This is a genomic window from Actinophytocola sp., assembly GCF_036002505.1.
Taxonomy (GTDB): Bacteria; Actinomycetota; Actinomycetes; order Mycobacteriales; family Pseudonocardiaceae; genus DASYTH01.
In genome coordinates, this window is the sequence record NZ_DASYTH010000262.1 from 26,951 (window position 1) to 36,970 (window position 10,020).

General features: G+C 71.0%; 9 protein-coding genes. 2 read left to right on the plus strand and 7 right to left on the minus strand.

Annotated features, from left to right (window positions below; translation table 11 throughout):
• Positions 1-63: 63 nt before the first annotated feature.
• A complete protein-coding gene (gene map / locus VGR06_RS23155; protein WP_327561203.1) occupies positions 64-831 on the minus strand; it encodes a type I methionyl aminopeptidase in 768 nt (255 codons plus the stop codon).
• A 58-nt stretch (positions 832-889) separates the two neighbouring features.
• On the opposite strand from map, the gene VGR06_RS23160 reads away from it, so the two are divergent.
• Positions 890-1,123 carry a helix-turn-helix transcriptional regulator gene (locus VGR06_RS23160; protein WP_327561204.1) on the plus strand — a complete coding sequence of 78 codons (234 nt, stop codon included), beginning with the start codon at positions 890-892 and terminating at the stop codon, positions 1,121-1,123.
• Positions 1,124-1,404: 281 nt separating this feature from the next.
• Here VGR06_RS23160 and VGR06_RS23165 read toward each other — a convergent pair whose 3' ends face one another.
• The 6 genes from VGR06_RS23165 to VGR06_RS23190 form a co-directional block, all read right to left on the minus strand.
• Positions 1,405-2,151 (minus strand): DUF2470 domain-containing protein, encoded by a 747-nt coding sequence (locus VGR06_RS23165; RefSeq protein ID WP_327561205.1) that lies wholly within the window; start codon positions 2,149-2,151, stop codon positions 1,405-1,407.
• Between the two features lie 151 nt (positions 2,152-2,302).
• On the minus strand, positions 2,303-4,525 hold the full coding sequence (locus VGR06_RS23170) for a PQQ-dependent sugar dehydrogenase (protein ID WP_327561206.1): 2,223 nt from the start codon (positions 4,523-4,525) through the stop codon (positions 2,303-2,305).
• 18 nt (positions 4,526-4,543) lie between these two features.
• Positions 4,544-6,775 carry a PQQ-dependent sugar dehydrogenase gene (locus tag VGR06_RS23175; RefSeq protein WP_327561207.1) on the minus strand — a complete coding sequence of 744 codons (2,232 nt, stop codon included), beginning with the start codon at positions 6,773-6,775 and terminating at the stop codon, positions 4,544-4,546.
• A 197-nt stretch (positions 6,776-6,972) separates the two neighbouring features.
• The gene (locus tag VGR06_RS23180; protein WP_327561208.1) at positions 6,973-7,329 is read right to left on the minus strand and encodes a tetratricopeptide repeat protein; all 357 of its coding nucleotides are present in this window, start codon (positions 7,327-7,329) and stop codon (positions 6,973-6,975) included.
• 197 nt (positions 7,330-7,526) lie between these two features.
• Positions 7,527-8,597: a CapA family protein gene (locus tag VGR06_RS23185; protein ID WP_327561209.1), complete on the minus strand. Its 1,071-nt coding sequence runs from the start codon at positions 8,595-8,597 to the stop codon at positions 7,527-7,529.
• Positions 8,598-8,619: 22 nt separating this feature from the next.
• The gene (locus VGR06_RS23190; protein ID WP_327561210.1) at positions 8,620-9,339 is read right to left on the minus strand and encodes a TetR/AcrR family transcriptional regulator; all 720 of its coding nucleotides are present in this window, start codon (positions 9,337-9,339) and stop codon (positions 8,620-8,622) included.
• An 80-nt stretch (positions 9,340-9,419) separates the two neighbouring features.
• On the opposite strand from VGR06_RS23190, the gene VGR06_RS23195 reads away from it, so the two are divergent.
• Positions 9,420-10,020 (plus strand): ATP-binding cassette domain-containing protein (locus tag VGR06_RS23195; RefSeq protein WP_327561211.1); only part of this gene is annotated, 601 nt, incomplete at its 3' end.

Below are 10,020 nucleotides of genomic sequence, written 5' to 3' on the forward strand. Positions count from 1 at the left end.
GCGTCTTCAGTTGCGGAAAACTTAGATCAGTGCTGGTCACGCCTATGGTCGGGGCATGACCGGTCAGGGAGCGGTCAGCACGACGGGCCCGGATTCCGTCACCGCGACGGTGTGTTCGACGTGGGCGGCGCGGCTGCCGTCCGATGTACGGAGGGCCCAGCCGTCGGGGTCGGTGGTGAAGTGGTCGTGGCCGCCGGCCATGAACATGGGTTCGATGGCGATGACGAGGCCGGGGCGGAGGGGGAAGCCGCGGTTGGGTTGGCCTTCGTTGGGGACGGAGGGTTCCTCGTGCATGCGGCGGCCGACGCCGTGGCCGCCGAAGCCCTGGGGGATTCCGTAGCCGGCCGCGCGGCCGATGCGGCCGACTGCGGCGGACACGTCGCCGAGGCGGCCGCCTGCGCGGGCGGTGTCGATGGCGGCGTCCAACGCCTCGTTCGCGTGCTTGATCAGGGTGGCGTCGGCCTCGGTGGGTGGGCCGATGGTGAAGCTGATGGCGGAGTCGCCGTGGAAGCCGTCGAGGCAGGCGCCGCAGTCGATGCTGACCAGGTCGCCGTCGCGGAGCCGGTAGCCGTCCGGGATGCCGTGCACGATCACGTCGTTGACCGACGCGCAGATCACGCCCGGGAAGGGGGTGGGGGCGAAGCGCGGGTGATAGTTCAGGAACGAGGAGACCGCGCCGGCGTCGAGGATGACCTGCGCGGCGATCGTGTCCAACTCGAGCAGGGACACGCCGGGGCGGGCGGCGTCGCGGACGGTGTGCAGCGCCCGGGCCACGACCCGCCCGGCTTCGCGCATGACGGCCAGCTCGGACTCGGTCTTCAACTCAACCACGGCACGCCTCCCGGATAACTATCCCGGTATTTCTATCACGGTATTAGAATCCAGCGCTATGGGCCGTCAACCGCTGTCCAAGGCCGAGCACGCCCGCGGGGTCTGGCTCGGCCAGGTCCTGCGCGCCGCCCGCGGCAACCGCTCCGGCGTCGAGGTCGCCGCCGTCGCCGGCATCTCCGTGGAAACCCTGCGCAAGATCGAGCACGGCCGCGTCCCCACCCCGGCCTTCTTCACCGTCGTCGCCATCGCCCGCGCCGTCAACCTCCCGATTGACGCCCTCTGCGCGGACTAGCCGGTGAGCGTGTCGCCTTCCCCGGAGGTCCAATGTGACCGAATCTTGAGAGAATTCCCGGCGACGGCGACGGTCAGGCCGACCCGATTCTGCGCAGCTTGCCGGCGTCGATCAGTCGTTCGTTTCTCGACTCGCTCGACCGCTCGAGCTGGCTGGCTCTCGGCCGTACGGAACCAGGCTGGCAACGGTGGCGTTGCGCACGCGGTCGGCCACGGCTTCGGGATGGCTCCTGGTCGACACGCCCGACGGGCCAGACTTCGTTCCGGACTACTGATGTCCGATCAGCGGGTCGCGGCCAGGAACGGGCAGCCGACCAGGCGGCGGAGTTCGGTGGCCAACTCCAGCGGGGTGCCGATCGGGTGCGAGAACGCGAGCCGCACGTCGTGGTCGGTGTCGAGGGCCTCCACGCGCAGGCGCAGGCCGTAGCGGTCCAGGCCGAGCGGGCGGATGTGGCCGCCGCGCAACGACTCCGGGAGGTGCCGGACGAGCAGGCCGACCACGTCGGTGTGGGACAGCTCCAGATGCCGCAGCCAGCCGGCCTCCTGACCGCAGAACGGGTCCGGCGCCGCGGCCGTGAACTCGTGCAGCGGCACGGAGTTCGTGCCTTCGCCGTCGGCGAGGACGAGCGACGCCGGCTGCAGGCGGACCATGGAGGCGCCGTGGCCGAGGTCGAGCAGGCGGGGGTCGGCCCGGTGGTCGGCCACCTGCAGTGCGATCTCCCGGGCCCGCATGGGGCCTACCTTCCGGAGCCAGCCGGTGATCCACAGCAGGCCGCGCACCGGCTCGCGCAGTGGCACCGGAGCCAGGTCGACGATCTCGGCCAGCGCAGCGATCCCGTCCCGGGCGGCGGCCACCAGTTCGTGGTCGTCCGGCAGCAGCGCGGTCACCATGCCGTCGGCGTGCACGTGGTGCAGCAGCGGCGTGACCTTCTCCGCCCCCTCCCGGCACGGCAGCAGGGTCGCCGGGCCGAGCGCGCCGATGGTGCGGGCGCGTTCGGCCGGGGTCGGCGTCGGCGGGCGAGGGTTCATGCCGTCACCTCGCAAGCTCGGTGATGGTGAACCCGGCTCCTCGCAGGCTCGGCGCCGGGGCAGTGCTCATTTGGTTCGCTCGCAAGCTCGCTCACGGCCGGACACACCTCCAGTCCGCTTAGGGTAACCTAACTTTGCTGGAGGTGCGAGTTCAGCAACCCAGCAGGCACAACTGATAGGTCGCCTGGTACGTGGTCGCCGTTGCCGGTGCGGTGAGGTTGTGGGTCTGCGCTCCGCCGTCCGACCAGCGCACCCAGCGGTAGCGCAGGTTGAGCGGCGGCACGTTCTGCGGGCTCGGCGCGCTGACCGAGTTGTTCGACCCGACGATCACCGTTCGGCTGAAGGGCGTGCGCTGGCTCGTCCCGCCGACGGTGAGCAGCACCTGGCTCGGGCTGGACGTGAAGCTCAGCACCACGGTCCGTGGCTCGAGCCGCACGGTCGTGCTCGAGGAGTTGCCGTCGGAGTCCGTCGCGGTGAGCGTCAGGTCCACATAGGACGGATAGTCGTGGTCCGGCGCGTTGAACGAACCCGACGCCACCCCGGGGAAGTCCTGCACCACGTGCGCGTGGCAGCTCGTCGGCGTGGTGCAGTGCTGCAGCGTCAGCCGCCACGACATCGCCGACGGCGGGAGCGGGCCGTCCTGCGCGTCGGCCGCCCGCCCGGAGAACGGCACGCTCTGGCCGACCGACCAGCGCAGCGCCGTGGTCGGCGTGTCGATGGTGACCACCGGGTTCGGCGTCGGCGGGTTGCCGACGGTGACCGGCACGGTGGTGGTAGCGGACAGCCCGCCCGGGTCGGTGACCTTCAGCCCGACGGTGACCAGGGCCTGCTGGATGTAGGTGAAGTTCGGCTGCGCCACCGTCGAGTCGTCGTAGGCGCCGTCGCCGTCCAGGTCCCAGGCGTAGGTCAGGGTCTGGCCGGCGTCCGGGTCGGACGAGCCGGTGCCGTCGAACTGCACGGTCAGCGGCGCCGGCCCGGACGACGGGGTGGCCGTGGCGACCGCGGTCGGCGGCCGGTTGGTGCCGCCGGGGAAGCTGATCCGGCGCAGCTCACCGGAGCCGAGCGCGACGTAGAACAGGTCTCCGCCGGGCCCGGTCAGCGTCTGCACCGGCGTGGCGACGCCGGTCGACAGCGCCACCAGCCGGGCCGGGTCGGGTTGTCCGTTGGTCCCCCGCTGCATCGCCCAGATGCAGCCGCGCGAGGCGTCGGCGAAGAACAGCGCGCCGGCGTACGCGGCCGGGTAGTTGCTGCCGTTCTCGAACGCGATGCCGCTGATGGACGAGCCGCCGGTCGGGCAGCCGTCGCCGGCCACCACCGAGGCGCTGTGGTTGTACGTGTAGTGCGGCGCGGTCTGGCCGCCGCCGCTGTACAGAGACTCGCACAGGGTCAGGTTCGCGTCGTCGTACCCGGACTGCCGGCCGACGCCCTCGAAGCACGGCCAGCCGAAGTTTTCGACCGTGGCGTCGGTCGCGTCCGGAATCCGGTCGATCTCCTCCCAGGTGTTCCAGCCGACGTCGCCGACCCACAACTCGTTGGTGTTCGGCCGGAAGCCGAACCGGAACTGGTTGCGCATGCCGAAAGCGACGGTCTGCCGCGCCCCGGTGTCCGGGTTGACGCGCAGGATCGCGCCGTTCGGCAGGACCGGTTCGCCGGCCGGGCGGCGCGGCGACTGCGAGCGCAGCGCCCCGCCCCGGGCCGTGGGCGGGCTGAGGTTCGTGCCGGCCGGGCTCGGCGGGTCCGCGCACGGGTTCCCGACCTGGCCGTAGTCGGCGAAGGTGAAGCTGGCGCCGTCCCCGCCGCCGGCGTAGAGCTGGCCGTCCGGCCCGAACGTCACGGTGCCGATGGAGTGGCTCGGGTACTGCTGGCACCAGTCGGTGATCAGCACCTGCTCGCCGGTCGACACGCCGCCGGCGTCCAGCGTGAGCTTGGAGAGCCGGCCGGTGGCCAGGCACCCCTGGTCGTTGGCGCCGGGCGGGGTCGGGCAGGCGTCGTTCCATCGCGGTGCGGTGCCGCCGGGCACGGCGTCATAGCTGTACAGCGCGTAGAGGTAGGGCCGGGTCGGGTACTGCGGGTCGAGGGCGAGCCCGAGCAGGCCGCGGTCCCAGAAGTCGTAGGTCGCGGTGCGCAGGTCGGCGGTGATCGTCGCCGTTGTGTCGGTCAGCGAGTCGAAGACCTTGATCAGCCCGCTCTTCTCGGCGACGAACACCTTCCCGTCCGGGGCGAACACCGCCGCGGTGGGAGTGCTCAACCCGGTGATCGCGGCGCTGTCGGCGAACCCCGGCGGGGTCACCGCGCTGGCGACGGTCACCGGCAGCACGGACAGTCCGGTGGTGATCAGGGCCAGGACGGCGGACAGGCTCAGCTGGCGTCTCAACGGATCCCCATTCGTCGATCAACAAACTCGGTTGCACTGCTTGAAACTGGCCTGGTAGGTGGTCGCGGTCGCCGGCGCGATGATGTTGTGGGTCTGCGCGCCGCCGTCGGACCACTTGCGGAACACGAACGTCCGGTTCTGCGCGCCGAAGATCTGCGGGCTGGGCGCGCTGATCGAGTTGTTCGAGCCGACGATCACCGTGCGGGTGAACGGCGCGGTGCCCGCGGTGCCGCCGACCACCAGCAGCGCGCCGGTCGGGCTGGAGCTGAACGTGAGCACCACGGCCTGCGGGTCCAGCCGCACGGTGGTGCTCACCGCGTGCCCGTCGGAGTCGACCGCGGTCAGCACCAGGTCCAAATAGGACGGATACTCGTGGTCCGGCGCGGTGAACGAGCCGGAGGCCACGCCGGAGAACGTCTGGATCACGTGCGTGTGGCAGTTCACCGGGCTCGAGCAGTGCTGCAGGTTGAGCTGCCAGCTCAGGGCCGACGCCGGGAGCGTGCCGTCCTGCGCGTCGGTGGCGTGGCCGGAGAACGGGATCACCTGGCCGACCCGCCACAGCAGCGCCGGGGTCGGGCCGTCGATCACCGGGACCGGGTTCGGATCCGACGACGCACCAACGGAGATCGGCACGGTCGCGGTGTCGCTCGCGCCGTCCGGGTCGCTGACCCGCAGCGCCGCGCTGAACGTCCCCGCGGTCGGGTAGGTGAAGCTCGGCGCGGCCGCGGTGGAGTCGTCGAACGCGCCGTCGCCGTCCAGATCCCAGGCGTAGCTCAACGGATCGTTGTCCGGGTCGGTCGAGTGGGTGCCGTCGAACTGCACGGTCAGTGGTGCGGTGCCGGACGTGGGGTTGGCCGTGGCGACGGCGTCCGGCGGGCGGTTGGCGCCACCCGGGAACTGCACGCGGTGCAGCTCACCCGAGCCGAGCGCGACGTAGAACAGGTCGCCGCCGGGCCCGATGAGCAGCTGCACCGGGGTGGCCGCGCCGGAGATGAACGGCACGATGAGCGCGGGGTCGGGCTGCCCGCTTCCGTTGCGCTGCATGGCCCAGACGCAGCCGCGCGAGCTGTCCTCGAAGAACAGCGCGCCGGCGTAGGCGGCCGGATAGTTGCTGGTGCCGTCCTCGAACGCGATCCCGGTGATCGACGAGCTGCCGGTCGGGCAGGCGTCCGTGGCCACCACCTTGGCCGAGTGGTTGTACGTGTAGTACGGCGAGGTCTGGCCGCCGCCGCTGTACAGCGACTCGCACAGGGTCAGGTTCGCCCCGTCGTAACCCGGTTGCCGGCCAACGCCTTCGAAGCAGGGCCAGCCGAAGTTCTCCACGGTGGCGTCGGTCGCGTCGGGGATGCGGTTGATCTCCTCCCAGGTGTTCCAGCCGACGTCGCCGACCCACAACTCGTTGGTGCCGGGCCGGAAGCCGAACCGGAACTCGTTGCGCATGCCGTAGGCGACGGGGGTGCGCGAACCGGTGTCCGGGTTCACCCGCAGGATCTGACCGTCCAGTGTGGACGGATCGCCGGCCGGCCGCCGGGGAGCCTGCGAGCGCAGCGCGCCGCCGCGTGCGTCGGGTGGGACAAGGTTCGTGCCGGCCGGGCTCGGCGGGTCGCCGCAGGGGTTGCCGACCTGGCCGTAGTCGGTGAAGTTGAAGCTGGCGCCGTCCCCGCCGCCGGCGTAGAGCTGGCCGTCCGGCCCGAACGTCACGGTGCCGATGGAATGGCTCGGGTACTGCTGGCACCAGTCGGTGATCAGCACCTGCTCGCTCACCGAGGTGCCGCCCGGACCCATGGTCAACTTCGACAGCCGGCCGGTGGCCAGGCACCCCTGGTCGGTCGCACCCGGCGGGGTCGGGCAGGCGTCGTTCCACCGCGGCGCGGTGCCGCCCGGCACGGCGTCGTAGGTGTAGAGGGCGTAGACGTACGGCCGGGCCGGGAACTGCGGGTCGACGGCGAGTCCGAGCAGGCCGCGGTCCCAGAAGTCGTAGGTCTGCGTGCGCAGGTCCGCGAAGATCGTGGCGCTGGGGTCGGTCAGCGAGTCGTAAACCTTGATCAACCCGCTCTTCTCGGCGACGAACACCTTCCCGTCCGGCGCGAACACCGCGGCCGTCGGGCTGGTCAGCCCGCCGATGGCGACCGTGTCGGTGAAGCCCGGCGGGGTCACGGTCGCCGCGGCGGGCGTCGTGGCGAGCCCGGTCAGCCCGGCGGCGACGAGACACAGGGCGCTGGATGTGGCGATCAGCCGGCGTCTGGACACGGCGCGACCCCGTTCTTGCCCGCTCACCCGGTTAGGCCCTGTGCCCGCGCGCCCCGGTACACGTTGGGTGAACTCCGAAGATGAGTCGCGCGGACGCCGCGGGCCGTTTCACCGACCGACCGAAGGTTGCTGGTCAGAAATGTCCAGCTTGGCCCTGACGTGGTCGGCGTCGGGACGGTCGAGCTCGGTGAGGATGCTCAGCGCCTCGTGCCAGATCCTGCGTGCCAGGCCGGCATCGCCGGCGGCGGCGTGGGTGTCCCCGAGGCCGGTGAGGACGTACGCCTCCCGATACCGGTTCCCGCCGCCCGGTACCGGTCGAGGGCCAACCGCGCGTGGCGGAGCACCTCGTCGAGACGACCCTGGTGCTCCAGCACGATGCCGATGTTGCGGTGGACCATGGCCTGGTTGGTCTGGTCGTCAAGCTCCTGGTACATCTCGAGGGCCCGCTCGAGGTCGACAACTTCTCCGGTCAGATCGTGGGCAGTTTCGTGCGGAGGTGCTGCGGGGAAAGCGTCCTTGGTCACCCTGGGCGTGAGGAAGGACGCGTTCGTCACGCTCGGCCCACAGCCGACGAACAGGCGCGTCCGCAGCCAGCAGCACCATCGCTTCTGGCTACAGCAACCGGCTTGATCGACACGTTTTCACAGGTGAACCACCGAAGGTCTACGCAGAATCACAGCAAACTTCGGTCCAACGCATGAATGTCACATGGCTTCCCATCCCGCCGCGGCCGCATCGCCGTACAGTCGCGTTAGGACGGTTGGTCGGCCAGTCCGGTGCACTTGCGCAGGGCGGCGAACTTGGCGGTGATGCGGTCGGCTTCGGCGCCGGTGACCGGGAGGGGTTGGCCGGTGTCCCGGGAGATGTAGGTGGGGACGAACTCGGTACGGACGATCTTCTTGTCGCGCAGGGTGACGCGCAGGACGCCGGTGTCGTTGGAGTAGGCGTCGTTCCACCACCAGAGGAAGTTCCCGAGGCCGTAGCCGACGTAGGTCCTGCCGAGCCAGCCGTCGCCGAGGAGCAGGTGCGCGTGCGTGCCGGTGATCAGGTCGGCGCCGGCCTCGGCGAGCTGGGTGGCGAGGGTGCGCATCTCGTCGGTGGGGCAGTCGCTGCCCTCCTTGCCCCAGTGCAGGAACACGACCACGAAGTCGGCCGCACGCTTGGCGTCCCGGACCGCGGCGAGGGCGCGCTCCCGGGCGCGCACGTGCGCGACGCCGGGGTGGGTGTCGGTGGCGGCCCAGCTCGCCTCCAGCTCGTGCACCTGGGACATGCCGAGGAACGCGATCTTCATGCCGCCCGCCTCGGTGATCCACGGGGCGAACGCGGCGGCGGCGTTCGGGCCGGCGCCGACCACCGGCATGCCGGCCTTCTTCGCCGACGCCAGGCTGTCGGCCAGTGCCACCGGGCCGTAGTCCAGCGCGTGGTTATTTGCCTGTGAAGCCATGTCCACCCCGGCCGCCTTGACCGCGTCGTACGCACTGGACGGCGCCTGGAAGTGGTATTTCTTGGGCTCGGCGGTACCACGCGTGCTGACCGCGGTCTCCAGGTTGACCACGGCGAGGTCGGCGGCCGAGAGCACCTCGGCGATCGGGCCGAACGCGGACTTCGGGTCGTCCAGCAGTTTCGTGGTGCGTTCGGCGAAGTGCACGTCACCGGCGAAGGCGAGGGTGATCTCGCCGGGTGCCTTCGCGGCGGCCTCGGCCGGAGCCTCGGGCCGGGACACGGTCACCGGTTCGTAGTTGCCGGCTGCCCCGGAGGCGCAGCTCACCAGTACCGCCGCCAGCGGCAGCAGTACGGCGCACCTGCGGAACGGGCCGCGCATCGCGCCAGAGTAGCGGTGCCGGTCAGCGCCCGCGGTCGAGTTGCGCGGAAATGCCGTCCAGCAGGTGCGCGAGCCCGGTGCGGAACTGCCGGTCGAGCTCCATGTGCGGCAGCTCTGCGTCCCTGATCACCTTGGCCACCAAGGGAAACTCGCCGCTTTCCAGGATCTGCCGGATGTAGGGCGCCTGGGTCAGGCGCCACTGCTCCTCGGTCAGGTTGGTGCGCCGCCGCGCTTCCTCCTCGGCGAGTTCGCTCTGCACGAAACCGCGCGCGAAGCTGCTGACGCTCAGCACGATGGCGAGCATCCGGTCGATGGACAGACCCAGCCCGTCCACGCAGCGCAGCGCGTATTCCAGGCCGCGCAACGTGTTGGGCCCGAACGTCGGTCGGCCCACGTTCACCGTGGCCAGCCAGGGATGCCGGTGCATCGCGTCGCGCTGCCGTTCGGCGATCTGCTCCAGGTCGGCCCGCCAGTCGCCGCTGGGTGCCTGCGGGGGCGGTTCCTCGCCCTGCACCATGTCGACCATCAGTTCGATCAACTCGTCCTTGGAGCCGATGTACCGGTACAGCGACATGGCCCCGGCGCTGACCTCCCGGGCCACCCGGCGCATGGAGATGGCCTCGAGCCCCTCCGCATCCGCGATCCTGATCGCCGCCACGGTGATCTGCTCGCGGCTGTACGCCGGATCGGGGCCTCGGCTGTGCCGCTCGGGCCGCATCCAGACGCTGCCGGTTTTCTCCACGCCGGAAATCCTACTTGCGTACACCGTACCCAGTTTACTAACCTGACCCCACTGCGTACAACGTACCCAGAGGAGGGATCATGGACGACGCGATCGTCGTCGCCGAGGGGTTGCACAAGCACTACGGCGAGACGCACGCGCTGGCCGGGCTGGACCTGAGCATCCGCGCCGGCACGGTGTGCGGTCTGCTCGGGCCCAACGGCGCCGGCAAGACCACCGCGGTGCGCGTGCTCGCCACGCTCGCCGCGCTGGACGGCGGCCGCGCCACGGTGGCCGGCTACGACGTGGTGCGCGAGGCCGACGAGGTCCGCGCCCGGATCGGCCTGGCCGGCCAGCACGCCGCGGTCGACGAGAAGCTGACCGGACGGGACAACCTGCGGATGTTCGGCCGGCTCTACCACCTGCCGCCGCGGGTGGCGCGCCACCGGGCCGACGAGCTGCTCGAGCGGTTCGACCTGGTGGCCGCCGCCGACCGGCTGGTCAGCACCTACTCAGGCGGCATGCGGCGCCGCCTGGACGTGATCACCAGCCTGATCGTCGCGCCCAGCGTGCTGTTCCTCGACGAGCCGACCACCGGACTGGATCCGCGCAGCCGCGGGGAGATCTGGGACAGCATCCGGGCGCTCGTCGCCGACGGCACCACGGTCCTGCTCACCACCCAGTACCTGGACGAGGCCGACC

Coding starts and splice junctions, on each gene's coding strand:
- VGR06_RS23160 (WP_327561204.1), top strand. CDS start 890: ATGGGCCGTCAACCGCTGTCCAAGGCCGAGCACGCCCGCGGGGTCTGG.
- VGR06_RS23185 (WP_327561209.1), bottom strand. CDS start 8,597: ATGCGCGGCCCGTTCCGCAGGTGCGCCGTACTGCTGCCGCTGGCGGCG.
- VGR06_RS23165 (WP_327561205.1), bottom strand. CDS start 2,151: ATGAACCCTCGCCCGCCGACGCCGACCCCGGCCGAACGCGCCCGCACC.